Annotated in this window: 21 protein-coding genes; 6 read left to right on the forward strand and 15 right to left on the reverse strand. The window is 66.9% G+C overall.

Going from position 1 to position 25671, the window contains the following annotated elements; translation table 11 throughout:
• Position 1 precedes the first annotated feature (1 nt).
• From nifX to V5F53_RS14675, 13 genes are all read right to left on the reverse strand, one after another.
• Positions 2-397: a nitrogen fixation protein NifX gene (gene nifX, locus V5F53_RS14615; protein WP_393995129.1), complete on the reverse strand. Its 396-nt coding sequence runs from the start codon at positions 395-397 to the stop codon at positions 2-4.
• Positions 398-421: 24 nt separating this feature from the next.
• On the reverse strand, positions 422-1837 hold the full coding sequence (nifN, locus tag V5F53_RS14620) for a nitrogenase iron-molybdenum cofactor biosynthesis protein NifN (RefSeq protein ID WP_393995128.1): 1416 nt from the start codon (positions 1835-1837) through the stop codon (positions 422-424).
• Positions 1838-1847: 10 nt separating this feature from the next.
• Positions 1848-3749, reverse strand: a complete 1902-nt coding sequence (gene nifE / locus V5F53_RS14625; RefSeq protein WP_393995127.1) for a nitrogenase iron-molybdenum cofactor biosynthesis protein NifE — start codon at positions 3747-3749, stop codon at positions 1848-1850.
• A 145-nt stretch (positions 3750-3894) separates the two neighbouring features.
• Positions 3895-5454: a nitrogenase molybdenum-iron protein subunit beta gene (nifK, locus tag V5F53_RS14630; protein ID WP_393995126.1), complete on the reverse strand. Its 1560-nt coding sequence runs from the start codon at positions 5452-5454 to the stop codon at positions 3895-3897.
• Between the two features lie 110 nt (positions 5455-5564).
• Entirely contained in the window at positions 5565-7070 is a 1506-nt protein-coding gene (gene nifD / locus V5F53_RS14635; protein ID WP_393995125.1) for a nitrogenase molybdenum-iron protein alpha chain, read from the reverse strand.
• 81 nt (positions 7071-7151) lie between these two features.
• Positions 7152-8030 (reverse strand): nitrogenase iron protein, encoded by an 879-nt coding sequence (nifH, locus tag V5F53_RS14640; RefSeq protein ID WP_393995124.1) that lies wholly within the window; start codon positions 8028-8030, stop codon positions 7152-7154.
• A gap of 896 nt (positions 8031-8926) precedes the next feature.
• Positions 8927-10168: a cysteine desulfurase gene (locus V5F53_RS14645; RefSeq protein ID WP_393995123.1), complete on the reverse strand. Its 1242-nt coding sequence runs from the start codon at positions 10166-10168 to the stop codon at positions 8927-8929.
• Between the two features lie 4 nt (positions 10169-10172).
• Complete coding sequence (gene sufD / locus V5F53_RS14650; protein WP_393995122.1) at positions 10173-11483, reverse strand: Fe-S cluster assembly protein SufD; 1311 nt, start codon at positions 11481-11483, stop codon at positions 10173-10175.
• 26 nt (positions 11484-11509) lie between these two features.
• A complete protein-coding gene (gene sufC / locus V5F53_RS14655) occupies positions 11510-12271 on the reverse strand; it encodes a Fe-S cluster assembly ATPase SufC (RefSeq protein WP_393995121.1) in 762 nt (253 codons plus the stop codon).
• 40 nt (positions 12272-12311) lie between these two features.
• Positions 12312-13796: a Fe-S cluster assembly protein SufB gene (gene sufB, locus V5F53_RS14660; protein WP_393995120.1), complete on the reverse strand. Its 1485-nt coding sequence runs from the start codon at positions 13794-13796 to the stop codon at positions 12312-12314.
• 345 nt (positions 13797-14141) lie between these two features.
• Positions 14142-14336, reverse strand: coding sequence for a 4Fe-4S binding protein (locus tag V5F53_RS14665; protein ID WP_393995119.1), 195 nt, complete (start codon positions 14334-14336; stop codon positions 14142-14144).
• Between the two features lie 246 nt (positions 14337-14582).
• A complete protein-coding gene (gene nifA / locus V5F53_RS14670) occupies positions 14583-16307 on the reverse strand; it encodes a nif-specific transcriptional activator NifA (protein WP_393995118.1) in 1725 nt (574 codons plus the stop codon).
• A 463-nt stretch (positions 16308-16770) separates the two neighbouring features.
• Positions 16771-19104 carry a putative bifunctional diguanylate cyclase/phosphodiesterase gene (locus tag V5F53_RS14675; RefSeq protein WP_393995117.1) on the reverse strand — a complete coding sequence of 778 codons (2334 nt, stop codon included), beginning with the start codon at positions 19102-19104 and terminating at the stop codon, positions 16771-16773.
• A gap of 249 nt (positions 19105-19353) precedes the next feature.
• On the opposite strand from V5F53_RS14675, the gene coaBC reads away from it, so the two are divergent.
• From coaBC to cysK, 4 genes are read left to right on the forward strand one after another with little or no spacing between them, the layout of a single operon-like run.
• Positions 19354-20592, forward strand: coding sequence for a bifunctional phosphopantothenoylcysteine decarboxylase/phosphopantothenate--cysteine ligase CoaBC (gene coaBC, locus V5F53_RS14680; protein WP_393995116.1), 1239 nt, complete (start codon positions 19354-19356; stop codon positions 20590-20592).
• Positions 20589-21053, forward strand: coding sequence for a dUTP diphosphatase (gene dut / locus V5F53_RS14685; RefSeq protein ID WP_393995115.1), 465 nt, complete (start codon positions 20589-20591; stop codon positions 21051-21053). Before coaBC ends, dut begins: the two co-directional genes overlap by 4 nt.
• 21 nt (positions 21054-21074) lie before the next feature.
• The gene (locus tag V5F53_RS14690; RefSeq protein ID WP_393995114.1) at positions 21075-21515 is read left to right on the forward strand and encodes an RrF2 family transcriptional regulator; all 441 of its coding nucleotides are present in this window, start codon (positions 21075-21077) and stop codon (positions 21513-21515) included.
• Positions 21516-21572: 57 nt separating this feature from the next.
• Complete coding sequence (cysK, locus tag V5F53_RS14695; RefSeq protein WP_393995113.1) at positions 21573-22556, forward strand: cysteine synthase A; 984 nt, start codon at positions 21573-21575, stop codon at positions 22554-22556.
• Between the two features lie 129 nt (positions 22557-22685).
• On the opposite strand, the gene V5F53_RS14700 is transcribed toward cysK, so the two are convergent.
• Positions 22686-22970, reverse strand: coding sequence for a hypothetical protein (locus V5F53_RS14700; protein WP_393995112.1), 285 nt, complete (start codon positions 22968-22970; stop codon positions 22686-22688).
• 222 nt (positions 22971-23192) lie between these two features.
• Here V5F53_RS14700 and V5F53_RS14705 point away from each other — a divergent pair, with 222 nt between their 5' ends.
• Together V5F53_RS14705 and V5F53_RS14710 are read left to right on the forward strand one after the other, a co-directional pair.
• A complete protein-coding gene (locus V5F53_RS14705) occupies positions 23193-23585 on the forward strand; it encodes a helix-turn-helix domain-containing protein (protein WP_393995111.1) in 393 nt (130 codons plus the stop codon).
• 3 nt (positions 23586-23588) lie between these two features.
• Positions 23589-24170 (forward strand): DUF6456 domain-containing protein, encoded by a 582-nt coding sequence (locus tag V5F53_RS14710; protein ID WP_393995110.1) that lies wholly within the window; start codon positions 23589-23591, stop codon positions 24168-24170.
• Between the two features lie 9 nt (positions 24171-24179).
• Here V5F53_RS14710 and V5F53_RS14715 read toward each other — a convergent pair whose 3' ends face one another.
• Positions 24180-25592, reverse strand: coding sequence for a pyridoxal phosphate-dependent decarboxylase family protein (locus V5F53_RS14715; protein ID WP_393995109.1), 1413 nt, complete (start codon positions 25590-25592; stop codon positions 24180-24182).
• Positions 25593-25671: the final 79 nt, after the last annotated feature.

Below are 25671 nucleotides of genomic sequence, written 5' to 3' on the forward strand. Positions count from 1 at the left end.
CTCAGTCCTCGAAATCGAGAGTGCGTTCTTTGCCCTTGTTCAGCACCTTGCGGAGCCAGGGCGGCGGGTTGCCCTTCAGGACTTCCGACAGCTTGTCGATCAGGTCGGAGATCTCTTCCGGCTGGCTCACCTTCATGGGGTGAATGTTGTTGGCAACCACACGCGCGGCGCCCGAGCCGCCGATGGCGGCCACGTAGAGAATCGCACAATCCTTGATCGCGTCGATCTTGGGCGACAGCTTGTCTTCGTTGCCGTCCTCCTTCAGATCGCCGTCGAACTCGATGGCCTCGATGAAGTGATGGCCTTCCGGACTCACCTCATAGATGGCGATGTTCTTCGCCCACCCGAAATGTGCGTCGACGCGCTTCAGATCCTGCGTAGCAAATGCGACTTTCATGGTGCTTTCGCCTCGACGTTCTTCTTAGTGGTGGGTCGTAGCAGAAGTCGTGCCAGTTCCGTGGCCGCCCCCCTGCCCCGCGCCATGCGGCTCGGCGCCGGGACGCCAGGTGTCCGGGGTGGGCTCGTGATTGTCCTCGTGGTCCTTCATCACGAGGTTGGCGATGTTGAAGATGAGATCGCGCGTGCCGCGATAGCCCACCGACAGCTGATGTCCCGCGCCCAGCCGGTCGAACATGGGCATGCCGATGCGATGGAACGGGATGCCCAGCCGCGAGGCCGCCTGACGGCCATGCGAATGCGTCATCAACAGGTCGCAGCCGCGCTCCTTGGCCAGGGTTTCGAGATCCTCGAGATCGCCGATCAGCACCTCGTCCGTCGGCAGGTGCTCGAACACCGGCGACTGGGTGGTGGTGACCGCGGCAACGATCTGGGTGCCCATTTCGTGCAGCATGGAGCCGACATCGAACAAAAGGTCCGGCTCAGCGCCGATGGCCAGCCGCCGTCCGCCCAGGTGGAAGTGGGCGTCCAGCATGGCATCCACCAGCTGTCCGCGCTGCCGGCGGTACTTGCGCGGCACCGGCTGGCCCGAAATCTCGCTCAAAAACATGATGAACGCATCGTTCGGCCCCAGCCCGGACAAGCGCTCGAACACCCGCGCCTTCGACCCGGTCTTCGCTTCCATGGCCTCGGCCGCGCGGCGCATCTGCGCGCCGATGCCCACGGTCCACGCCGCCTCGCCCATGGTCGCGACTTCGTCGACGCCGATGCCGCCAATGGTGGTTGGGGTGAAGTCGTCGGGAATGTGACCATCCAGAGAGCCTGCCAGGTCCGGCAGGAACGAGGGCACGAGGCCGAAGTCCTCGATGATGGTGCGCAGCTCGTCGAGATCGCCGGGGGTGAGGTGGCAGCCCGGCAGCACGTTCAGGCGCTTGGGGTCCTTGGCCGCCCCGGACTCCGGCACCTTCACCAGCACCTCGACCATCTTGGCCACGGTCTTTTCCCAGCCGTCCTGGAAGGCGTCCTTGAAGTCCGGGGTGGAGACATAGACCAGGGGAAAGTCGGCGAGTTGCGGATACTTGGCGCGGATCAGCTTGATATAGCCATCCACGTCGTCACCCTTGGTCTCCGTCACGCCGGTGGAACAGATGCCGATGATCTCCGGCTTGGTGCGATTGAAGATATTGAGCACCGCCTGTTCGACATTTTCCAGCCCGCCGAGCACGGTCGCCACCTCGCTCATGGCCGTGGTCTGCAGCGGAATGGCTTCCTTGAAGTGGCGCACGAACAGCACCAGGCCAAACGAGGTGCAGCCCTGCGAGCCGTGCAGCAGCGGCATGCAGCCCCGCAGCCCCATGAAGGCGAGCGCGCCGCCGATCGGCTGGCTCATCTTCAGCGGATTGACCGTGCAGGCCTTTTTAGAGGAAACGAGCTTCGCCATGTCGTGATCCTCACTCGGCCGCCGCCAGGGTCCCGGGCACACTGTCCCCATTCACGCTGGACAGAATGTCACCCACCCGCTCCGCGCAGCTGCCGCACCCGCCGCTCGCCTTGGTGTGCGCCTTCACCTCGGCCACCGTGGAGAGCCCCTTGGCGCGGATGGCATCCTCGACAGTGCCCACGTCCACGCTCATGCAGTTGCAGACCTTCTTCGCGCGGCGCACCGCCTCCGCAGCCAGCGGATCGGTGATGACCTCCACCACCTGCGACACGCCCAGGCTCTCGAAAATATCCTCGATGCGCACCGCACAGGCGCCGCAGCCGCCCGCAGCCGTGGTGTGCTCGCGCACCCCGTCCACCGTGGTGAGCCCGTGGGCCGCGATGGCGTCCTCGATGGTTCCGAGATCGACGCCCTTGCAATTGCAGATTTTCTTGGCCCGGCGCGCCTTTTCGGCCGCGACCGGATCGGCGGCGAGCGCTGCGGCCTCCGCCTCCATGTCGGCGATGGCCTTGGCCTGCCAGGACTTCGCGGGATCATCCCATGGGGCCGGCTTGCGCACCTGTTCCCAGATCGGGTTGTACAGCGCCTTGTCGATCTCCTCGACCAGCTTCACCATGCCCACATAGCCCATGTAGGCGTGGTGGCGCTCCTGGTTGATGTCGAGCCAGGGCATGTTGGCCTTGAGCGCGATGAACTGGGAGCGCCCGCCGGACAGCATGATGTCGGCCTTCGCATCCTTCAGCATCTTGTACATTTCACGCGGTGTCATGTCTTCGATCAGGTGCGCATCCTGGCCCATCAGCTCCTTGATGCGCTCCTTGTCTTCCTTGGTGGACTTCTTGACCGAGGTGCCCACCAGCTCCAGGCCGGCCTCCTGCAACGCCGCCACCACCGACCAGGACTTCACGCCGCCGGTGATGAGCAGCACTTTCTTGCCCTTGAACCGGGGCTTGAAGCGGGCAATCGCCTCCCAGGCCTTCTTTTCCTCGCGCGCGATCAGCGCTTCCGTGCGCTCCATCAGCTCCGGATCGGCGCCCTTCTCGATCAGCATGCGCGCGATCTCGCGCAGCGAGTCGGAGGAATCCTCGATGCCGTAGAAGGACCCCTCGAAGAAGGGGATGTCGTAGCGCTCCTCCATCTTGCGGGCGACGTTGATCATCGCCTTGGAGCACACCATCATCGCCGCCTTGGCGCGGTGCGAGGACGCGACGTCCTTATACTTCCCGTCACCGGAGATGCAGGCCAGGATGCGGATGCCCAGCTCGTCGAGCAGCGGCTTCACCTGCCACAGCTCGCCGGACAGATTGTATTCGCCGATGATATTGATGTCGTAGGGGGTGGTGTACTCCGGCTCCTCGGTGCCGATCACATGCTCCAGAATGGCCTCGCCCGCCAGCTTGTTGCCCAGGTTCTTGGGGCCCACGAAGCCGGGGGAGTTGATCGGGATCACCGGCTTGCCGAACTTCTCCTTCGCCGCCTTGCAGACCGCGTCGATATCGTCGCCAATCATGGCGGGCACGCAGGTCTGGTAGACGAAGACGGCCGGAGGATCGTATTTCTCGATGATTTCCTTGATGGACTTGAACAGGCGCTTTTCGCCGCCGAACACCACGTCGGTCTCGTTGATGTCGGTGGTGAAGCCGGTCCGCCAGATGTTGGAGCCGGACGACTTGGCGCCGCGATTATCCCAGGAATTGCCTTCGCAGGCGATGGGGCCGTGCACGAGATGGGCGACGTCGGTGAAGGGCTGAAGCGCGATCTTGGCGCCGTCGAAAGCGCAGCCACCGGCCGCGCCACCGGGCTGCAGCTGCTTGGTGCACCCCTTCTTCTTCTCGGCTTCGGACTTGTTCTGGTTCTTCCCGCATCCCGGTTCGTTGAAGACGGCCTGAATCGTGCTGGACAACGAGCTCATGGATCTCTCCTTCAACAAAGGGGCTGTGTCGGATCGCGGAAAATCTTGGGATTCCCCCTGCAGGGTCGGCCGGGCGGGGCCCCGGACCGGCTCGCGGTCACATCCTGAAAAACCCGGGCGGGAGAGCCCGCCCGGGTCGAGGACATCAACGGATGATGTCGAACGAGTAGTCGGTCTTCGCCGGCACGTTGGTGTTGGCGTCGATGGTGTCGAAGATCTTGTCGAGGATGGTGATCAGGACGTTCATGCCGCCCTGATAGCCCCACACCGGACGGCGGTGGTGGTGGTGACGGTCGAAGATCGGGAAGCCGATGCGGATCAGCGGGGTGCCCGTGTCACGCTCCAGATACTTGCCGTAGGTGTTGCCGATCAGGAAGTCCACCGGCTCCGTGAAGAGCAGCGACCGCATGTGCCACAGGTCCTTGTTCGGGTACACCTTGCAGTTCTGGCCGAACGGCGAGGAGTCGAACACCTTCTGAACCTTCGCCGCCCACTTCGGGCCGCCGTTGGTGGACAGCACGGTGGTGGGCTCGGCGCCGAGCTCGAGCAGGAAGGAAGCCAGGCCCAGGCACAGGTCGGGATCGCCGTAGATGGCGAACTTCTTGCCGTGGATGTGGGCGGCGGAGTCGGCGATGGCGTCGACCAAGCGGCCACGCTCGCGGGCGAGCTCCTCGGGGATCTCCTTGCCGGTGAGGCGGGAGACTTCCATCAGGAACTTGTCGGTGCCGGCAACGCCCACCGGGTGGTTGAACGCCGCCACTTCGTGGCCATGGTTGGCGATGAAGGGCAGGGTCTTCTCGGTGCAGTATTCCTGCATGGAGATGGTGGCCTTGGCGTGCACCGCCTCGGCGGCTTCCTCCAGCGTGGTGCCGCCGTCATACATGCGGAACTCGCCGTCGGTGGGGGTGTCCCACACGTCGGAATTGTCGCCGAGGATGGTGTATTCCACGCCCATCAGGTTGAAGATGCGCTTGATCTCGCGCAGGTTGCCGACGGTGTAGCCGTCGAAACCGCCGAGGAAGTTGATCTTCCCGTTAGGAACGCGCTCGATCTTCGGCGCGGTGCCGGCCTTGCCGTCCCAGAAGTGCTCCAGCACACCCTTCATGGCGTTGTCGTAGCCGGTGACGTGGCTGCCGACGAAGGCCGGGGTGTGGGCGAAGGGAACGTCGTACTCAGCCGGGACCGAGCCCTTTTCCTTCGCGGTCTTGATGAAGGCGTTCAGATCGTCACCGATGACTTCCGCCATGCAGGTGGTGGAGACCGCGATCATCTTCGGCTTGTACATCGAATAAGTATTGGCGAGGCCGTCAATCATGTTGTTGAGGCCGCCGAACACCGCCGCGTCTTCCGTCATGGACGAGGACACGCAGGAGGTGGGCTCCTTGAAGTGGCGCGAGAAGTGCGAGCGATAGTACGCAACGCAGCCCTGCGAGCCGTGCACGAACGGAACCGTGCTCTCGAAACCAACCGCCACGAACACTGCGCCGAGCGGCTGGCAGGCCTTGGCCGGGTTCACCGTCAGGGCTTCGCGGGCGAAGTTCTTTTCCTGGTACTCGGGAGTCTTGGCCCACTCACGGATCCGCTCCACCTCGGCCGGATCGCGGGGGTTCTCGAACATCCGCTTCTTATTGGCCAGCATCTGCTGGTATTCGGGACCACGGAAAAGCTCGAAGTGATCGAGCACGTTATCTGCATTTTGTGGCATAGCGAACCCCTTATGGTGGGTCTTGAACTCGACTTGCCCGCCCGGTGCCCCTCCCGCGGACGGGAGGGGCGGGGACGAACGTTCGATGGCGAACGCTTAACCGCGCGCGATCACTCGGCGGCCAGCAGGGTCGGCTTGGACGGCGACTTCTTCCACGGGGTCTGGGTCATCTTCCACACCGGGGAGTTGATCGCCATGTCCATGTCGCGGGCGAAGATGGCGAAGCCGTCATAGCCGTGATACGGGCCCGAGTAGTCCCAGGAGTGCATCTGCCGGAACGGCACACCCATCTTCTGGAACACGTACTTTTCCTTGATGCCGGAGCCGACCAGGTCGGGCTGGATCTTCTCGACGAACTTCTCGAACTCATAGCCGGTCACGTCGTCATAGATGATCGTGCCATCCTTGACGTAGTGCTGGGCGGTGCGCTGATAGTCGTCGTTGTGGGCGAACTCGTAGCCAGTGCCCACCACTTCCATGCCCAGGTCTTCGTAGGCGCCGATAACGTGACGGGGACGCAGGCCGCCCACGTACAGCATCACGGTCTTGCCTTCGAGCCGCGGACGGTACTTGGCGATGACCGCGTCCATCAGGGGCTGGTACTTGGCGATGACGCGCTCGGCGCCTTCCTTGATCTTGTCGTCGAAATAGCTGGCGATCTTGCGCAGCGATTCGGCAATCTTCGACGGACCGAAGAAGTTGTACTCGCACCACGGAATACCGAACTTCTCTTCCATGTGCCGCGAGATGTAGTTCATCGAGCGGTAGCAGTGAAGGACGTTCAGCTTGGCCTTGGGGGTGTTCTCCAGCTCGGCGAGCGAGCCGTCGCCCGACCACTGGGCGATCACGCGCAGGCCCATTTCCTCGAGCAGGATGCGCGAAGACCAGGCGTCGCCGCCGATGTTGTAGTCGCCGATGATGGCCACGTCATAGGGGGTCGACTCGAACGGGGCGACCCGGTTCGGATCCTGCTTGTCGAAGATCCAGTCACGGATGGCGTCGTTGGCGATGTGGTGGCCCAGCGACTGGGACACGCCACGGAAGCCTTCGCAGCGCACCGGAACGATGGTCTTGCCGTCGTATTCCTTGGACTTGACCTTGGACACGGCCTCGATGTCGTCGCCGATGAGGCCGATCGGGCACTCGGACTGGACGGTGATGCCGTTGTTGAGCGGGAACAGCTCCTGGATTTCGTCCATGATCTTGGCGAGCTTCTTGTCGCCACCGAAGACGATGTCCTTTTCCTGGAAGTCGGAGGTGAACTGCATCGTCACGAAGGTGTCGATGCCCGTCGTGCCGATGTAGTAGTTACGACGCGCCGCCCAGGAGTACTGGCCGCAGCCGACCGGGCCGTGGGAGATGTGGATCATGTCCTTGATGGGACCCCACACCACGCCCTTCGAACCGGCGTAGGCGCAACCGCGGATGGTCATCACGCCCGGGATGGACTTGATGTTGGACTTCACGCCGCAGTCCGACTTGCCGGACTCGTGGACGTTGAGGTGCTTCGCGCGGCGCTTCGCGGTCTTTTCGGGATAGACCTTGAGGACTTCCGCGATGAGTTCCTTGTTGCGCGCCTTGATTTCGGCAACGCTCTGCTTTTCGGCCAAGCTCATCTTGAAATCTCGCTCTCGTTGGGGTTGCCGTCGAGCCGGCCGGCCCGCGTCGCGGACCAGCCGGGTTCGTCATATTCCGCCTCAGGCGGTGAGCTCGGCGGCGGTCTTGCCGACCTGGCTCTCGTCGACGGCCTTCATGATGCCATGCTCCATGAGCAGGTCTTCGAGCTCGTCCATGGTGATCGGGGTCGGGATGATGCCGTTGCCGGCATTGGCGTGCACCTTGGTCGCCAGGTTCCGGTAGTGCTGGGCCTGGGCGCTGTCGGGCGCATACTCGATCACGGTCATGCGGCGCAGCTCGGCGTGCTGCACGATGTTGTCGCGCGGCACGAAGTAGATCAGCTGGGTGCCGAGCTTCTTGGCCAGGCTCTCCGCCAGCTCCAGCTCCTTGTCGGTCTGGCGCTCGTTGCACACCAGGCCGCCCAGGCGCACGCCGCCGGAGTTCGCATACTTCAGGATGCCCTTGGAGATGTTGTTGGCCGCGTACATGGCCATCATCTCGCCGGACATGACGATGTAGATTTCCTGCGCCTTGTTCTCGCGGATGGGCATGGCGAAGCCGCCGCACACCACGTCGCCGAGCACGTCGTAGGACACGTAATCGATGCCCTCGTAGGCGCCGTTCTCCTCAAGGAAGTTGATGGAGGTGATCACGCCGCGGCCGGCGCAGCCGACGCCCGGCTCCGGGCCGCCCGACTCCACGCAGCGGATGTCGCGGAAGCCGACCTTCATCACGTCCTCGAGCTCGAGGTCTTCCACCGAGCCGGCGTTGGCGGCCAGCGACAGGATGGTGTCCTGGGCCTTGGCATGCAGGATCAGGCGGGTCGAGTCGGCCTTGGGGTCGCAGCCCACGATGAGGATCTTCTGGCCCATCTCCGCCAGGGCGGCCAGGGTGTTCTGGGAGGTGGTCGACTTGCCGATACCACCCTTGCCGTAAAACGCGATCTGTCGCAGCGACATCTTGCTCTCCTAATGAACTTCAGCCGGTGGCGGCGAACCGCCGGGGCGCGGTTGCCGCCCGTTCAACCGATGCACCCCCGTTGCCCGGGCGCACCCCTTGCACGCAGCGCTCGGGTGCAGATGCAGCTCTGTTTAAGCTCGCAGGGCCTGCAACCCGTTGCCCACCTTGAAGGATAGCAACGAGCGTGCCAGCGGCATCCGCAGTCAAAAACTATTCAAATGTAGAGGGATAGCCGGGTAGCTGCGGAGCCGGACCGCATGTTCAGAACCCGACACAGCAATCTGGCGCCGGACAACCGCCCCGGCGACTGTTGGAAATGAAACATGACAGCCCAAAGCCCCCGTCCGCCCTGTCCGCGTCCCGGCGACCGGGAGCCAGGGATTGGGGTGGCGCTGGCATGCCGGCTCGCCCGCAGGCGCGGCCATCCGGCACGCCCAATGGCCACCACCGGCCGAACAGCCGTGACGCGGCCGGGGCCTCCGGACGCGAAGAAGGCGGCGGAGGCCTGGACCGGGAGCCACCAGGCGCCGGCCGCCGCTTCGGCGCCGACAATCGCCACGCGGCAAGCGACAGGGAAAGGATTGGCGGGGTGGAGCGAAAGGGGACAGGCGAGCGGCGCCGAGTGTGCGCCGGATCCCGGCGGCTCCTGGCGGCCTTCAGCCAGCGGCGGCCACCCCGCGCTGGCTGACCTGCCCGGGCCGCCCCCGGCGATACCAGAGCGTAGCCGGGAAGCGCGCGAACGAATTGGACTCGCGCCTTGGCAAGCGCGCGCCGCCACCGTCCCTTCGGGCGTAAAAAACGCACGGATGGGCCGTGCCGAGATGTGGGGGCAGCCGCGCCCGGCGAGGCCACGGCCGGAAAACAAAAACGCCGGCGCGAGGCGCCGGCGTTGGGATCAACCGAACAGGCTCTCAGCCTTCTTCAAGGCGTGCACGAACCGATCCACTTCCTCGCGCGTATTGTAGAGACCGAACGAGGCACGACAGGTGGCCGAGACGCCGAACCGTTCCAGCAGCGGCATGGCGCAATGGGTGCCGGCCCGGACGGCGATGCCGTCCTGATCGATCAGGGTCGCGAAGTCGTGGGCATGGCCGCCTTTCATCTCGAATGAGATGATCGCGCCCTTGTCCTTCGCGGTGCCGATCACGCGGATCGAGTTCAGCTCGCGCAGGCGCTCCATGGCGTAAGTCAGCAGGTCCTGCTCATGCGCGCGGATCCGCTCCTTGCCGATGGAGGTGATGTAATCCAGCGCCGCGCCCAGGCCGGCGGCCTCGACGATCGCCGGCGTCCCGGCTTCGAAGCGATGGGGCGGATCGCCATAAGTGACGGTATCCTGCCGCACCTCGCGGATCATCTCGCCGCCGCCATTGAACGGCGGCAGCGTATCGAGCACCTCATACTTGCCGTAAAGCGCACCGATGCCGGTGGGTCCATACAGCTTGTGGCCGGTGATGACATAGAAATCGCAATCGATGTCCTGCACGTCCACATCCAGGTGGACCGCGCCCTGGGACCCGTCCACCAGCACCGGGATGCCGCGCGCGTGGGCGATGCGGGTCACCTCCTTCACCGGGACGGTGGTGCCAAGCACGTTCGACATCTGGGTGATGGCGACGATCTTGGTGCGATCGGTGAGCAGCTTCTCGAACGCGTCGAGCAGGAAATTGCCCTCGTCATCCACCGGCGCCCACTTGATGACCGCCCCCCGGCTCTCGCGCAGGAAGTGCCAGGGCACGATATTGGCGTGATGCTCCATGATGGAGATCACGATCTCGTCGCCCTCGTTGATGTGGGTGCGGCCAAAGGTGGAGGCAACCAGATTGATGGCCTCGGTGGCATTGCGGGTGAAGACGATCTCTTCGTTGCGCCGGGCATTGAGGAAACGCGCCACGCGCTCGCGCCCGCCCTCGTAGGCCTCGGTGGCGGCATTGGCGAGATAATGCAGCCCGCGATGCACGTTGGCATATTCCGCCGTGTACACCTGCTGCATGCGGTCCAGGACCGCCTTCGGCTTCTGGGCCGAGGCGCCATTGTCAAGATAGACGAGGGGCTTGCCGTTCACCTGGATGCCGAGGATCGGAAAATCCTCGCGCACCCGCATGACGTCATAGCCGCCGTTGGTCACAGCGGGATGCATGGTCTCACTTCCGCTCGAGGAGCCAGGTCTGGGTGGCGTCGGTCAGGGCGGCGCGCACCCCTTCATGACCGATAGCATCAATCACCTCGCCCACGAAAGCCTGGATCAACAGCGCCTCCGCTTCCTTCTCAGGAATACCCCGGGCCATCATGTAGAATTTGAGCTGCTGATCCAGCGATCCGGTGGTACAGCCGTGGCCGCACTGCACGTCGTCGGCGAAGATCTCCAGCTCCGGCTTGTTGTCGGATTCCGCCGTGTCGGACAACAGCAGCGCCCGGCTCATCATCCGCGCGTCGGTCTTCTGCGCGCTCTGGCGCACGGCGATGCGGCCCTGGAAAATGTCCTGAGCGGAACCGTCCACCACGGTGCGGAACTGCTCCCGGCTCTGGCAATGGGGCGCGACGTGCTCCACCGACAGCATGGTGTCGGAATGCTGCTTGCCGGCCAGCAGGCTCACGCCCGACAGGCGCGCCTCGGTGCCCTCTCCCAGGATCTGCACCAGCAGCTGGTTACGCACCGTCTGGCCGCCAAGGGTGAAATTGGCGTTGGCGAACCGGGCATTGCCCGCCACCTGAGCCAGCAGGGTCGAGATATGCAGGGCCTCGCCGCCTTCCGCGGTGATCTTCACTCGCTCGACGCTCGCTCCCTCGCCCACCACCACCTCAAGGGCAGTGTTGACGTGATAGGCGGCACCGTCCGGCCCTTCGTGGCTCTCCAGCAGCAGCACGCGCGCGCCCTTGCCCGCCAGCAGCAGCGAGCGGGTGAACGTGGCCGTGGCTGTCGTCTCGGTGGTCACGTGGATCACCAACAGCGGCCGGTCGATCTGCGCCCCATCGGCCACCGTCACCACCACGCCGTCGCCCATGAAGGCGGTGTTCAGCGCCAGGGCAGCATCGGCACTGGGCACCGTCTTGCCCAATTGCGACACCACCAGCGGATCCGCCACGGCGAGGGCCGACGCCAGCGAGGTGATGGCAAGGCCCGGTTCCAGATCGGCGAGATCGGACAATTCCGGGGCGAACGCGCCGTTGACCACATAGAGCCGGCGGGCGGTGATGCCGCCCAGCATGGCGGCGCCGGCGGCGGCCCGGGCGAGCGCGTCGGCGCCCGGCGCGGGCGCCAGCGCCGGCGCCTCGCGCAGCAGGGCGCGCAGATCGGTGTACTTCCAGCTTTCCACCCGCCGGTGGGGCAGGCCCACCGCCGCGAAGGCGTCAAAGGCGGCATCGCGGCGCGCGGCGATCTCGGCGTCGCCCGGCAAGGCGGACTTCACGGCGGCGAAGGTGTCGGCGAGAGCCAGCTCCGCGGCGGTCTTCATGAGGCGAATATCTGCGGCCATGGTCGTCACGCCGCTTCGTTCTGGTACTGGGCGTAGCCAGTGGCCTCGAGTTCCAGGGCCAGCTCCTTGCCGCCGGTGTGGACGATGCGGCCGGCGGCGAACACGTGCACCACGTCCGGGACGATATAGTCCAACAGGCGCTGGTAATGGGTGATGACCAGCATGGAGCGCTCCGGCGAGCGCAGGGCGTTCACGCCGTTCGACACCACCTTGAGCGCGTCGATGTCGAGACCGGAATCGGCCTCGTCAAGGACACAGAAATACGGCTCCAGCAGCATCATCTGGAGCGTCTCGTTGCGCTTCTTCTCTCCGCCGGAGAAGCCGACGTTCACCGGGCGCTTCAGCATCTCGGTGTCGATGCCGAGCTTCTTGCCCAGTTCGCGCACCTTGCGCACCAGCTCCGGAGAGGTCAGCTCCGGTTCGCCGCGCTTGCGGCGCTGGCTGTTCACCGCGGTGTGCAGGAACGCCATATTGGACACGCCGGGGATTTCCAGCGGGTACTGGAAGCACAGGAACAGGCCCTGCGCGGCGCGCTCGTCCGGGGTCAGGGAGAGCAGGTCAACGCCCCGCAGGAACACTTGGCCGGCCGTCACCTCGTAGCCCGGCTTGCCGGACAGCACATACGACAAGGTGGACTTGCCGGCGCCGTTCGGCCCCATGATGGCGTGCACCTCGCCCGGATTGATGGTGAGGTTCATGCCGTTGATGATCTTCCGACCGCCGGCGATCTCGGCATGAAGATCGCGGATTTCCAGCAAGGGGGTCATGGCACGGATCCTCTGTTTCAAGATTTCGTCGAAGCCGGGGTCAGCCGACACTACCTTCGAGGCTGATGGAGATCAGCTTCTGCGCTTCCACCGCGAATTCCATCGGCAACTGCTGGAGCACATCGCGTACAAAACCGTTCACCACCAGGGCGACCGCGTCCTCCTGGCTCAGGCCGCGCTGCATGCAGTAGAACAGCATGTCCTCGGAAATCTTGGAGGTGGTCGCCTCGTGCTCGAACTGGGCCTTGGGGTTCTTGGCCTCGATGTAGGGCACGGTGTGGGCGCCGCAGGCGTTGCCGATCAGCAGCGAGTCGCAATTGGTGAAGTTGCGCGCGCCCTCCGCCTTGCGATGGGCCGAGACGAGGCCGCGATAGGTGTTGTTGGACCGCCCGGCGGAGATGCCCTTGGAGATGATCCGGCTGGTGGTGTTCTTGCCCAGATGGATCATCTTGGTGCCGCTGTCCACCTGCTGGCGGCCATTGGAAATGGCGATGGAGTAGAACTCTCCTGACGAGCCCTCCCCGCGCAGCACGCAGCTCGGATATTTCCAGGTGATGGCAGAGCCGGTCTCCACCTGGGTCCAGGAAATCTTGGAATTCCTGCCGCGGCAATCGCCGCGCTTGGTCACGAAATTATAGATGCCGCCCTTGCCCTCGGAATCTCCTGGATACCAGTTTTGCACCGTTGAATACTTGATCTCAGCGTCGTCGAGCACCACCAATTCCACCACCGCGGCGTGCAGCTGGTTCTCGTCGCGCATCGGGGCGGTGCAGCCCTCCAGGTACGACACATAGGCGCCCTTGTCGGCAATGATGAGCGTGCGCTCGAACTGACCCGTGTTCTTTTCATTGATGCGGAAGTAGGTCGACAGCTCCATGGGGCAGCGGACGCCCGGGGGAATGTAGACGAACGACCCGTCCGAGAACACCGCCGAATTGAGCGTGGCATAGAAATTATCGGTGGTGGGCACCACCGTGCCAAGATACTTCCGAACCAGATCGGGGTGCTCGCGCAATGCCTCGGAGATGGGCATGAAGATCACGCCCGCCGCCTTCAGCTCCTCCTTGAAGGTGGTCGCCACCGAGACGCTGTCGAACACTGCGTCCACGGCGATCTTCGGGCGTTCCCCTTCCGGCACTTCCACACCGGCGAGGATTTCCTGCTCGCGCAGCGGAATGCCGAGCTTCTCATAGGTCTTGAGAATCTCGGGGTCCACCTCGTCCAGAGACTTCGGGGCCTTGAACTTCTTGGGAGCGGAATAATAATAGAGATCCTGGAAGTCAATTTGAGGGAAATCAACGCGGGCCCAGGTCGGCTCGGACATATTCAGCCAACGACGATACGCGTCCAGGCGCCACTCCAGCATCCATTCCGGCTCGTCCTTCTTGGCGGAAATGAAGCGGACGATGTCTTCCGACAGGCCCTTCGGCGCCTTCTCGGATTCGATCTGCGTTTCGAAGCCGTATTTGTACTGGTCGACGTCGATGGAGCGAACCTGTTCGACTGTTTCCTGTACGGCCGCCATTTCGTCCTCCGTTCAACTTCCCAGTGTTCACGGCCGCCACACCCCGGCGCACCGCATTGATCTCCGAAAGGCGGCGCGCGAAACCCAAGGGGGCAGGCACGTTCAAGCTCCGGACATCGGCGACAACCTCATGGATCGATGACGCTCGATCCCACTTGCTTTTCCATCCCGGCGATCAGGCGGCCGGTGCGGTTCGCCGCGCACGGCGCAGGCGAACCGCGAAGCTTCGGAGGACGCGCGAAAACCGAGCCCGAACGGCCGCGTCGCACATCCTCACCGAAGAAAACTGAAGCGCCGAAGATGGTGACCCCGGCGCACGCCAGCCACAGGCCGGCACCAGGGCCGTCAGGCCGGAACGCAGGTATTCTCCACCGGGCACACCACCGCGCACTGCGGCTTGTCGAAGCTGCCTTCGCACTCGGTGCACTTCTTGGGGTCGATGACGTAGGTGTCGCGCTTCAGGCTGATCGCGGCATTGGGGCACTCGAACTCGCAAGCGCCGCAAACGGTGCATTGAGAGGTAATGATCTTGTAGGCCATGGGCTAGCTCCGCTGTGTGCAGATAATGGCAGGCCCACTCTCCCTTTCAAGCCGCGTGCCAGACGCTAACTTATTGATCTGGAATTATTATTTTTCAGCATCCAGAGACGGCGCCTGTCGTGCCCCCGACACCCTGTCGCAAGTGCGACACCCCTGCCATGCGAAAGGCCGGTGAGAAGGGTTTCTCACCGGCCTTTCGAAGACTTTCCGTCATATCCCGCCGGCGTCGACGACGGGCGGACCGGATCAAAAGCGCTTGATCTCGATGTCGTGCTTCTTGAGGGCGTAGCCGATCTGCCGTGGCGTGAGGCCCAGCAGGCGCGCCGCCTTCGCCTGCACCCAGCCGGCACGCTCCATGGCATCCACCAGGCGCTCACGCTCCGACGGATCGTCGTCGTCGCTGGCCGGGCGGACCGCGGCGGCCGCCGCCGACGACGACGCGAGCGGCACCGGAAGCGGAGCCGGCAGACGCGGCGCCGTGTTCGAGTTCGCCGCCTCGCCCGTGGCCGCCGGCGGCGGAGCGGCCACCACCGGCAGCGGGATGTCCACCGCCCGGCGCGCCCCGGCCTCGGCCGGATTGCGCCACAGCAGCGCCGACAGACATTCGTTGTGGCGACAGGCGAAATCGTCGCGATGAATGGCGTCGCCCTGGGCCAAGGTGGCGGTGCGCTGCACGCAGTTTTCCAGCTCGCGCACGTTGCCGGGGAAGCCGCAGTTCATCAACACGTCCATGGCGTCGCGGCCGAACATCAGATCGCGGGTGTTCTCCCGATTGAAGCGCTCCAGGAATTCGGTCGCCAGCAGGGGGATGTCGGCGCGGCGGTCCCGCAGCGAGGGCACCAGCACCGGGATCACCGAGATCCGGTAATAGAGGTCAGCGCGGAACTCGTTGCGGGCCACCGCCTCCTCGAGGTTGCGATTGGTCGCCGCGACGACGCGCACGTTCACCTTGAGGGTATGGGAGCCGCCGACCCGCTCGAACTCCTGCTCCTGCAGCACCCGCAGCAGCTTGGCCTGGAAGGCGGGAGAGATTTCGCCGATTTCGTCGAGGAACAGCGTGCCCTTGTCCGCCAGCTCGAAGCGGCCCTTGCGAGCGCCCACGGCGCCGGTGAAGGCGCCCTTCTCATGGCCGAACAGTTCGGATTCGAGCACCGATTCGGGCAGGGCCGCGCAATTGAGCTTGATGAACGGCCCCTTGGCGCGGTTGGAGAGCTCGTGGATCGCCTTCGCGATCAGCTCCTTGCCGGTGCCGGACTCGCCGCGCAGCAGCACCGGCGAATGGGACTTGGCGACGATGTTGATCTTGTCGAGCAGCGACCGGATCTCCGGGCTGTCGCCAACGATCCCGTCCACGAACACCTTGCGCCGCTCGCGGGTCGGCTTCAGCTCGGACAACTCTTTCTGCAGGCGCCCGCTCTCCGCCATCAGCCGCTCGCGGTCCCGGGAAACGACACGATGCAGCTGCACCGTCTGGCCGATGAGGTTGGCCACCATGGTCAGGAAGCGCACGTCCGAATCGAGCCGGAACACCGAGCGTCCGTCCCACACCCGGTCGATGGTGAGCGTGCCGATGACGCGCGAGGCGACGCGAATCGGCACGCCGATGAAGGACACCCGCGTCTCGTCGGAGGCGCCCAGGGCCGCTGCGTCGGCGGCGCTGAAGGCCGGGTGGCTGGCCACGTTCTCGGCGATCAGCGGCACCGCCGTGGCGATGACCTGGCCGATGGCCTTCTCGGGCAGGCGGGCGCGATAGCGCGCATCCGTCCCCTCGTTCCAGCCGACCCCCACGGTGATATCGGGAATGCCGTCATCCTCGAGCAGCGAGATGACGCCGTGGCGCATCTGCAGAAAAGACGACAGCAGGTTCACCACGCTCGACAGCGTGGTCTCCAGGCGGTTCGGTCCCGTCAGGATCTTCGAGATCTCATAGATCCCCGTCAGAGCCACATCGCTCAACGACACGACAGGCATGTGCGCCGATGCAGAATCCCGTTCCAAGTGAACCGCTTCTTCTAAGGCCATGGTGCTGTCTCCGTCACCTAGGACCGTTTCCCCATACCGTTTGTCTGATTAGCGACATTTTGAGTTAGTTTGGTTCTCATGTCGTGCACAACCTGAAGGCAAAACCGCCCACTTCTTGGGCATGCCATCATAACGAGCTGTGATCATGGGGAAAATCGACATGCGGATGCCGCATGTATTTTTCGTCGCATCCGCGACATGCGTCAGGCTCGCGGACATACAATTTGTTTCTCTACGAGAAATAGGACAGTTTCCGCCCCCCGCGCGGCATTTTCATGCCCAAGCTTCACCTTGGCGTGATCTTGCGCCGTGCGCACGCGCGCGATCTGTTGTTCCGGGCCTGCTGGAGGTCCTGCGCCACCGGCCGCCGGGGAGCGGGCGAATCGCCTGCCACGTCGCGAACGCGGCGCCCCTAAAGGAACAAGGCGAGGCGGGCGGCGGCCGCCTGCTCGCCCTCGGTCCGCAGCAATGCCGGCACGTCCTGGCCGGGCAGCGGCCGGAAGAACAGGAAGCCCTGGGCACTTCCGCAGCCGCGCTCGCGCAGGAAGCGGGCCTGGCCGGCGGTCTCCACCCCCTCGGCCACCACCCGCATGCCGAGATTGCGCCCAAGCTCGAGCACCGCGCAGACGATGGCGGTGTCGAAGGTGTCTTGCCCGATGTCCTTCACGAAGCCGCGGTCGATCTTGATGGTGTCGATGGGCAGCTGCTTCAGGTGGATCAGGCCGGCGTAGCCGGTGCCGAAATCGTCCAGCGCCACACCCACCCCAGCCCGCTTCAGCTCATCCAGGATCGGCGCGACATGATCGGAATCGCGGCCGAGGAAGACGGTTTCGGTGATCTCCATGTCGAAGCGATCCGGCTGCAGGCCGGCGGCATGGAACTGGCGCAGCAGCTTGGACGCGAGATCGCGGTGGGTGAACTCCGCCGGCGAGAGATTGATGGCGATGCGGCCGCAGTCGTAGCCGGCCTCGATCCAGCCCCGCACGTCGCTGGTGACCTTGCGGACCATCCGCTCGCCGATCAGCACCGCCACCTCGCGGTCCAGCAGCGCCATCTCAAACGCCGCCGGCGCCAGCACCGCGTGGGCCGAGCGCCGCCACCGCACCAGTGCCTCGAACCCGGCGAGCCGCCCGGTGGCCAGCGAAACCTTCGGCTGGTAGTAGGGAACGATCTGGTCCTCGGCGAGGGCGTCAATGATGTCGCGCAGCAGCGACAGGCGCTCCGACACCGCCTGCCGCATGACCGGCGTGTAGATCATGAGGCGGTCCCGGCCCTGCTGCTTGGCGGCGTAAAGGGCGAGGTCCGCGTCCTTCATCAGCTCGCCATAGGAACAATCGTGCTCGGGACAGGCCGCGAGACCGACGCTGGCCTTGGTGGACAGCTGGCGTCCCCGGTGCGACACCGGGCGCCGCAGGTCGCCGAGAATGCCCTGGGCCAGCCGCCGGCCCGCCTCCAGCGCCTCGGGCGCCACCAGCAGCACCACGAATTCGTCGCCGCCCAGCCGCGCCACCGTGGCCCGCTCCCCCGCCAGCGCGGCCAGGCGTTGCGCGGTCTCCGACAGCAGCAGATCGCCGGCGTCATGGCCCAGGGAATCGTTGACGTCCTTCAGCCCGTCGAGATCGATCAGCAGCAGGCACAGCCCCTCGGCCGGCCGCCGCGTCGCCAGCGCCGCCTCCAGGCGGGCATGAAAGGCGGCCCGGTTCGGCAGGCCGGTGAGGGCGTCGTGGGTGGCGGCGTGGCGGACCTGCTGCTCCACCGCCGTGCGCTCGGTGACGTCGATAACGGCCGCCACCATGCCCGGCGTGCCGCCCAGCTCGATCGGCGCCGCGGCCACCAGCACCTCGCGCCGGCTGCCGTCCGCGAGCCGCACGCTCCCGGCGAAGTCGGTCACCGCGCCTTCGTCCCGCAGCCGCCGCAGCAATTGCTCGCGCTGCTGTGGCGAGACGTGGACGTCGGAGATCCGCAGCCGGGCGATCTGTTCCCGGGGAGCGCCGTAGAAACGCAGGGCAGCCTCATTGAATTTCAGCACCGCGCCGTCCGACAAGGTGGTCACCACCACCGGCAGCGGCACCGCCTGGAACGTCTTCTCCAGGAGATTCTCGCTCTCCCGCAGCCGCGCGTTGGCGCGCCGGGCCGCCCGCACCGCGGCCCACTGCAGGCGATCCATGCGGTTGGAGCGCGACAGCACGATCATCAGGGCGGCGTTCAGCGTGGCCACCGCCACCCCCAGCCCGAGCAGCAGGCGCAACGGCAGGGCCGGGTCCAGGTAGCCCGCCAGCAGCATGGCGCTGGCACCCACGCCGTTGAGCACGCACAGCGCGAACGGCACCGGAACCGTGAGATAATAGATGGTCGGCAGCAGCACCACCACGAACAGCGCCAGTTCGCTGCGGCTGGTCACCAGCACCGCCACCCCGATGCCCGTCGCCCACTGCCACGCGCTCGCCACCACGTCGAGCGCGCGCACCCGCCGGCACAGATGGGCCGCCATCAGGCAGAACAGCGAGATGAAGATGACGCCGAAGCGGGCCGAGAGCGCCACCACAAAATGGGGGCTGCCTTCGAAACGCCAGTCGCTCAGGAGGAAAAAGGCGTTGAGCACCGCCGACAGGGCGAACAGCACCCGCGCATGGCGTTTGGCCTCATCGAGCCGGTCCGCCCGGAACGCGGCTTCCGTCGCCGGATCGGCGAACTCGCCGCCGAAGGCGGCCAGGCGCAGCTCCTCGGCGTTCGTCGACTGCGCCACGGCCCCCTCCGTCTCACACACCGGCTATATACGACAGGGAACGCTAAAAGTCTAAGTCTCGTCAATCATCTACGCCACGATTTCGGGATCCGGCAGGGGCCCATGCCCGTGCGGAAACGGGCCGCGGCGGCGGCCGGACGAGGCCGGTCGGGGAGCGGCTCGCGCCCGCCGGGCGCCCGCGCTATATGCCGTGCGAGCCGCCGGGCTCCAGCCCCGGCGGCGTTTCCGTGGCCTTACCGGAGCCCGCCGATGCTCGCTGCCCAGCGCATTCTCCTCGTCATCGGGGGCGGCATCGCCGCCTACAAATGCCTTGACCTGATCCGCCGGCTGAAGGAACGCGGCGCCACCGTGCGCGCCATCCTCACCCCGGCGGCCCGGCAGTTCGTCACGCCGCTGGCGGTGGGTGCGCTCAGCGGCGAGCGGGTTTTCGCCGATCTGTTTGATCTCACCGCCGAGCAGGACATCGGCCACATCCGCCTCTCGCGCGAGGCCGAGCTGGTGGTGGTGGCCCCCGCCACCGCCGACCTGATGGCCAAGATGGCGGGCGGCCACGCCGACGACCTCGCCAGCGCGGTGCTGCTGGCCACCGACAAGCCAGTGCTGATCGCCCCCGCCATGAACCCGCGCATGTGGGCCCACCCGGCCACGCGCCGCAACCTCGCCACGCTGACCGACGACGGCATCGCCGTCGTCGGCCCCAATTCCGGCGCCATGGCGGAGCGGGGCGAATTCGGCGAGGGCCGCATGGCCGAGCCGGCCGAGATCCTGGCCGCCATCGTGGCCCGGCTCGCCGCGGCGCCGGGCCCGCTGTCCGGCCGGCGGGTGCTGGTCACCTCGGGGCCCACCCACGAGCCCATCGACCCGGTGCGCTACATCGCCAACCGCTCCTCCGGCAAGCAGGGCCACGCCATCGCGGCCGCCGCCGCCGCCGCCGGCGCGGAGGTGGTGCTGGTGAGCGGACCGGCCGAGGCGCCCGATCCCGCCGGCGTCCGCGTCATCCATGTGGAAACCGCGCGCGAAATGCTGGCGGCGGTGGAAGCCAACCTGCCGGTCGATGCCGCCGTCTTCGCCGCCGCCGTCGCCGACTGGCGCGTCGCCGGCGCCGCCGGGCAGAAGATCAAGAAGGGCGCCGCCGGCGCGCCCGCCCTCACCCTGGTGGAGAATCCGGACATTCTCGCCACCGTGTCCCGGCACCCGACCCTGAGGCCATGCCTGGTGGTGGGCTTCGCGGCCGAGACCGAAACCGTCATCGCCCACGCCGAGGCCAAGCGCGCCCGCAAGGGCTGCGACTGGATCGTCGCCAACGACGTCTCCCCGGCCACTGGCATCATGGGGGGGGATAGCAACACCGTGCACCTGGTGAGCGCGGCCGGGGTGGAGCACTGGCCCCCCGCCTCCAAGGCCGAGGTGGCGGCCGAGCTGGTCGCGCGGATCGCCCGCGCGCTCGCTCACGAAATCGAGCCGAACCGCGAAGAGGACCGTCCATGAGCCGCCCCGTCGTCCCCATCCTGCGCCTGCCGCACGGCGCCGGGCTCCCCCTGCCCGCCTATGCCACCGCCGGCGCCGCCGGCCTCGACCTGCCCTGCGCGGTGCCCGAGGACGCGCCGCTGACGCTCGCGCCCGGCGCCTTCGCGGCGTTGCCCACCGGCTTCGCCCTGGCCCTGCCCGAAGGCTACGAGGCGCAGGTCCGCCCGCGCTCGGGCCTGGCCCTGAAGCACGGCATCACCGTGCTGAACAGCCCCGGCACGGTGGACTGGGACTACCGGGGCGAGATCAAGGTGATCCTGGTCAACCTTGGACCGGAACACTTTACCTTCACGCGCGGCATGCGCATCGCCCAGATGGTGGTGGCGCCAGTGGCGCAAATAATGCTGGCAGAATCCGGAGATTTAGTAGAAAGTGCGCGTGGTGCCGGTGGTTTTGGATCAACAGGCCTGTCCGGCGCGTGATCTAGAGATAGTCACAGAAAAATGCCGCGTTTATCCGACAAGAGCCTTCTCGCCATTGCCGCCGTGGTTGACGTCGCCGTCCATGCGCGCGGCACCCCGGTCGCCGCCAAGGCCCTCGCCGCCCGGCATGGCCTCCCCCCCCGCCGGCTGGAACCGGTGCTGCAGGCCCTGGTCCATGCCGGGGTCCTGAAAGGCGTGCGCGGTCCACGCGGCGGCTACGAGCTCGCCCGCGAGCGACGCCGGGTCTCGGTCGCCGAGATCGTCCGCGTGGTGGAGGGATCGGAGGAGGAGAAGGAGATCATCCTTCCGCCCCTTGTCACGGACGTGGTACAGCCAGCCGTGGCCTCCGCCGAGACGACCTTCGACACGGCCCTGGACGCGGTGACGCTGGAAGATCTCTGCCGCGCCGCCGACAACAAGGGGCACGGATCGGATCACGGCCGCATTGATTTTGCCATTTAATGGCCCTGCGGCTGCCTTGCAGGGCCGCAGCCCATAACGATCCTCAGGAGCGCGCCCATGGCCGAATCCGCCAAAATCATCCCCGCCAAGCTGCCGCGTCCCGGCCGCGGGCTGGTCTATGATTCCATTACCGACACCATCGGCAACACCCCCCTGGTGCGCCTGAAGCGCCTGCCGCAGCTGCGCGGCGCCAAGGCCGACATTCTCGCCAAGCTCGAGTTCTTCAATCCCATCAACAGCGTCAAGGACCGCATCGGCGTCGCCATGATCGAGGCGATGGAGGATGCCGGCGTGCTGGACGCCGACACCGTGCTGGTGGAGCCCACCTCCGGCAACACCGGCATCGCCCTCGCCTTCGTGGCCGCCGCGCGTGGCTACCGGCTGATCCTGGTGATGCCGGAGAGCATGTCCATCGAGCGCCGCAAGATGCTGGCGCTGCTGGGCGCCGAGCTGGTGCTGACCCCTGCCAACCTGGGCATGAAGGGCGCTGTCGCCAAGGCCGAGCAGCTCATTCAGGAGCTGCCCAAGGCGGTGATGCCCCAGCAGTTCAAGAACAAGGCGAACCCCGAGGTGCACCGGCGCACCACCGCCGAGGAAATCTGGAACGACACCGAGGGCAAGGTGGACGTGGTGGTGGCCGGCGTCGGCACCGGCGGCACCATCACCGGCATCGGCCAGGTGCTGAAGGCCTACAAGCCGTCGCTGCGGGTGGTGGCGGTGGAGCCCGAGGATTCGCCGGTGCTGTCCGGCGGCGCGCCGGGCCCGCACAAGATCCAGGGCATCGGCGCCGGCTTCGTGCCGGACGTCCTTGATCGCTCCATCATCGACGAGGTGGTGACGGTGGGCAACCAGACCGCTTTCGACACCGCCCGCGCGCTGGCCCGCTACGAAGGCATTCCGGGCGGCATCTCCTCCGGCGCGGCCATCGCCGCCGCCCTGGAGATCGCCGCGCGCGACGATCTGGCCGGCAAGACCATCGTCGCCATCGTTCCCTCGTTCGCCGAGCGTTATCTGTCCACGGCCCTGTTCGAGGGTCTCTGAGCCGCGCTGCCGCGACGGCCGGGCGTCTCGCCCGGCCGTCGCGGCTTCCTCATCCGGCCCGCCGCGTCCTGGCCCCCGCCGCGTCCTGGCCCACCTCCTGCGGACACCCAGGCCTGCGTAGACCGGGCATCAGCCGGCGCCCTCGATAGTCCCGTCATCCCGGCACGACGAGCACCCGCCCGCCCGGACCGGCCGCGCGCGGGCCTTCCACAGGCGGATCAGCGCCGCATGGCGCGCCGGATCGTAAAAGCCGGCGCCCGCCCGCCCCGCCCGCCGCGCCTCGCGCAGCGCCCGCGCGATGTCCTGCGGCTGAGCGAACATGACCGCCAGCGCCACCCGCCGCCGCTCCACCTGCGCCTCCGCCTCCTCACATCGGAAAGCCCTGATCCGTCCGCCGCGCGCGCCGATTCCCATGGCAGCCTCCTGCAACACGGCGCCATGCTGCGGGACAGGAGCGATAAGGGGGATAAGTTCCTAGACCGACGACTTCGCAAGCGGTTCTCGACGGACACAATATCTTTTATTATCAGGTTATTAATGCGCGCATGGCCGCTCCCTGGACAGTGAGCCGGTCCCCCTGCTTTTGCGGCCCCACATGATGGATGTAGGAAAAGATACCTACTACATGAGGTTGCAATGCCCCCGGTCGCCGCCCCGTCCCTGCCCCCGCCCGGCCCGAGCGAACCCCGAACCTGCGCGCTGCCACGTGTCCTTCCCCCGGCCCGCGATCCCGCCACGCGCGCCCGGATCGCCATCGCCCTCGTGTCGGCCGCCGATGGCATCGCCGTCGATGCCCTGCTCGCCCTGCGGCGCTCGTCGGCGCCGGTGGCAGCGGCGCGACAGCTCGCCATGTATCTCGCCCATGTGGTCCTCGGCCTGTCGCAGGCCGACGTGGCGCGCGCGTTCCAGCGGGACCGCACGACCGTGGCGCACGCCTGCCGCCGCATCGAGGATCAGCGCGACGGCGCCGGCTTCGACCGGCGCGTCAGCGCCCTCGAAGCCTGCATCCGCTGGGCGGCGGAGCACTAGGCCATGGCCCGCGCGCCCCATCCCCCCTCCTCCGTCGCCCCGGCTCCGGCCCCGGCGCCGCGTCGTCCCCGTGCCGCGCCGGGCCCTGCCACGCCCCGCCACAACATCTCGGAAAGCCCCCTCACCTGGCTGGCCCGCCGCAGCGGCCGCGACGGTCGTCCCCTGGTGGACGCCGCCCAGCTCGCGGCCGGCGAGCGCCTCAGGGCGGATTTCACCCGCGCCCAGCTCACGCCGCGCGTCACCAGCCGCTGGGAGCCCACGCCCGGCGGCGGCAGCGGCGGGCCGGAAGCCTTCACCGACATGGTGCTGGCCGCCAAGTCCCGCTTCGACAAGGCGATGGCGGCGGTGGGACCGGAACTGTCCGGCGTGCTGCTGGACGTGTGCTGCTTCCTGAAGGGCCTGGAGGAGGTGGAGCGGGACCGCCGCTGGCCGGCCCGCACCGCCAAGGTGGTGCTGGGTCTCGCCCTCGACCGGCTCGCCGCCCATTACGGCCTCAGCGCCACCGCGCGCGGCCGCGACCGCGCGCCCCTGCGCGGCTGGCAGGCCCCGGCCGACACCCCCGCCGCGCCGGAGCCCGGGCCGTAGCACGCCACCTCACCCCAGCGCCTGCGCCGCGTCGCAGATGACATCGAAGGCCGAGGCCACGTCGGCCTCGGTGGTGCTCATGGCGCCGGCCTGGAAGCGGATCGCCAGCCGCCCATCGACCCGGGTGGGGGTGAGGTAGATCCGGCCACCGTCATTGATCGCCTGGAGCAGCGCCAGCATGTGCTGGTCGCCGTCGCGCCCGTCGCCGGGATCGTGGCGGAAGGCGAACAGGGACAGCACCGGTTCCGCCGCCAGGCTGAAGCCCGGCGCGGCGGCGATCCGGGCGGCGAGCGCCTGGGCCCAGCGCACATGATTACGGATCATGCCCCTCAGCCCCTCGAGCCCATGCGCCCGCAGCACGAACCACAGCTTCAGCGCCCGGAAGCGCCGGCCGGTCTGGATCGACCATTCGCTGTAATCGACGATGCCCTCCTTGCCGTGGGTCTTCAGGTATTCGGGCTGGATGGCCAGGGTCCGCCGGTGCTGGTCGGGATCGCGGACGAAGTGGGCCGAACAGTCGAACTGGGCGCCCAGCCATTTGTGCGGGTTGAGCACAATGCTGTCGGCCCCCGCCACCCCCGCCCACAGCGGGCGGAACTCGGGGCAGATCATGGCGCTGCCGGCCCAGGCGGCGTCCACGTGCACGAACAGGTCGTGGCGCCGCGCCACCGCCACCACCTCGTCCACCTCGTCCATGGCGCCGACCCCGGTGCCGCCGACGCAGGCCACCACCCCGGCCGGCCGCAGGCCCGCCGCCCGGTCGGCGCGGATGGCCGCATCCAGCGCCAGCGGGTCCAGCCCGCGGCGCGACCCGCGGACCGGGATCCGCACCAGATTGTCCTCGCCGATGCCGGCGATCCAGCAGGCCTTGTCGATGGAGGAATGCACCTCGCCGGAGGCATAGACCCGCACCGGCGCCTGGCCGGCGAGGCCGCGCCTGTTGCCCGTGAAGTCCAGCGCCCGCTCGCGCATGGTCAGCAGCGCGCACAAGGTGGCGGAGGACGCGGAATCCTGGATCACCCCGCGCCACGGCGCCGGCAGGCCCACCGCCTGCCGCAGCCAGTCGATCATCACCGTCTCCATCTCCGCGGCGGCGGGGGAGGTCTGCCACAGCAGGCACTGGGCCCCCATGGCGGCGGTGAGAACCTCGGCAATGACGCTGGCCGGGCTGGCATTGGCGGGGAAATAGGCAAAGAAGCGGGGGTGCTGCCAATGGGTCATCCCCGGCACCACGATGCGCTCGAAATCGGCGAACAGGTCGGCCAGGGGCTCGGCCGCCTCCGGGGGCGCGGCCGGCAGGGCGGCGGCGATGGCGCCGGGAACGGTGGAGGCGCGCACCGGACGATCGCCGAGCCCCTGCCGATAGTCCGCAGCCCAGGCGGCGGCCCGCCCTGCCCACTCCCGGAAATCCCCATCGTCCATGCCGGCCTCCCCGCTTCGCGTTTAGCCGACATATCCTAGTCCCCGGCGCCGGGAAAACCGCCGTCGCGCCGCAGGCCGG

This window comes from Xanthobacter cornucopiae, from assembly GCF_043195065.2.
Lineage (GTDB): Bacteria > Pseudomonadota > Alphaproteobacteria > Rhizobiales > Xanthobacteraceae > Xanthobacter.

Coding starts and splice junctions, on each gene's coding strand:
- nifX (WP_393995129.1), bottom strand. CDS start 397: ATGAAAGTCGCATTTGCTACGCAGGATCTGAAGCGCGTCGACGCACAT.
- nifN (WP_393995128.1), bottom strand. CDS start 1,837: ATGGCGAAGCTCGTTTCCTCTAAAAAGGCCTGCACGGTCAATCCGCTG.
- nifE (WP_393995127.1), bottom strand. CDS start 3,749: ATGAGCTCGTTGTCCAGCACGATTCAGGCCGTCTTCAACGAACCGGGA.
- nifK (WP_393995126.1), bottom strand. CDS start 5,454: ATGCCACAAAATGCAGATAACGTGCTCGATCACTTCGAGCTTTTCCGT.
- nifD (WP_393995125.1), bottom strand. CDS start 7,070: ATGAGCTTGGCCGAAAAGCAGAGCGTTGCCGAAATCAAGGCGCGCAAC.
- nifH (WP_393995124.1), bottom strand. CDS start 8,030: ATGTCGCTGCGACAGATCGCGTTTTACGGCAAGGGTGGTATCGGCAAG.
- V5F53_RS14645 (WP_393995123.1), bottom strand. CDS start 10,168: ATGCATCCCGCTGTGACCAACGGCGGCTATGACGTCATGCGGGTGCGC.
- sufD (WP_393995122.1), bottom strand. CDS start 11,483: ATGAAGACCGCCGCGGAGCTGGCTCTCGCCGACACCTTCGCCGCCGTG.
- sufC (WP_393995121.1), bottom strand. CDS start 12,271: ATGACCCCCTTGCTGGAAATCCGCGATCTTCATGCCGAGATCGCCGGC.
- sufB (WP_393995120.1), bottom strand. CDS start 13,796: ATGGCGGCCGTACAGGAAACAGTCGAACAGGTTCGCTCCATCGACGTC.
- V5F53_RS14665 (WP_393995119.1), bottom strand. CDS start 14,336: ATGGCCTACAAGATCATTACCTCTCAATGCACCGTTTGCGGCGCTTGC.
- nifA (WP_393995118.1), bottom strand. CDS start 16,307: ATGCCTGTCGTGTCGTTGAGCGATGTGGCTCTGACGGGGATCTATGAG.
- coaBC (WP_393995116.1), top strand. CDS start 19,354: ATGCTCGCTGCCCAGCGCATTCTCCTCGTCATCGGGGGCGGCATCGCC.
- dut (WP_393995115.1), top strand. CDS start 20,589: ATGAGCCGCCCCGTCGTCCCCATCCTGCGCCTGCCGCACGGCGCCGGG.
- V5F53_RS14690 (WP_393995114.1), top strand. CDS start 21,075: ATGCCGCGTTTATCCGACAAGAGCCTTCTCGCCATTGCCGCCGTGGTT.
- cysK (WP_393995113.1), top strand. CDS start 21,573: ATGGCCGAATCCGCCAAAATCATCCCCGCCAAGCTGCCGCGTCCCGGC.
- V5F53_RS14700 (WP_393995112.1), bottom strand. CDS start 22,970: ATGGGAATCGGCGCGCGCGGCGGACGGATCAGGGCTTTCCGATGTGAG.
- V5F53_RS14705 (WP_393995111.1), top strand. CDS start 23,193: ATGCCCCCGGTCGCCGCCCCGTCCCTGCCCCCGCCCGGCCCGAGCGAA.
- V5F53_RS14710 (WP_393995110.1), top strand. CDS start 23,589: ATGGCCCGCGCGCCCCATCCCCCCTCCTCCGTCGCCCCGGCTCCGGCC.
- V5F53_RS14715 (WP_393995109.1), bottom strand. CDS start 25,592: ATGGACGATGGGGATTTCCGGGAGTGGGCAGGGCGGGCCGCCGCCTGG.